The 481-nt window shown below is 57.6% G+C and carries 1 pseudogene; it reads right to left on the reverse strand.

The window, feature by feature from the left end:
* Positions 1 to 481 (reverse strand): annotated as a pseudogene (locus tag ETG88_RS22225) (EAL domain-containing protein); the annotation flags it as partial.

A 481-nucleotide genomic window follows, 5' to 3' on the forward strand; every position in this document is an offset into this window, starting at 1 on the left:
CCACGCCTTCGGCCACCACCGCCATCCCCAGTGCACTGGCAATCCGCACGGTGCCGCCACACGCGCCGCCGCCGCGTTCGTCGTTATCCACCAGCCGGCCAGTGATTTGTCGATCTTGATGGTGTCAAAATTAAACGGCGCAAATAACCGATGCTGGAGTAGCCCGTGCCGAAATCATCCAGCGCGAACGGCGATGCCCAGCCGCTTTAAGATTCGAAATCGCCGCCCTGGCGCGCTCCGGGTTTTCCAGCACGTAGGTTTCCGTCACTTCCAGCTGCAGACGCGTGGCCGGAAAACGCGTCATTTCCAATGATTCGCGCCACTTTGTCCTCAAATTCGGGATCGCGAAACTGCGCCGGAGAGATATTTACCGACAGCTTCAAATCACCAAAGGCTCCAGATCCTGACAGGCGCGACGCAGGACAAACTGCCCTAAACCATAAATCAGGCCGCTGGTTTCGGCGATACTGATACAACACAT

The organism is Lelliottia nimipressuralis (assembly GCF_004115925.1).
Taxonomy (GTDB): domain Bacteria; phylum Pseudomonadota; class Gammaproteobacteria; order Enterobacterales; family Enterobacteriaceae; genus Enterobacter; species Enterobacter nimipressuralis.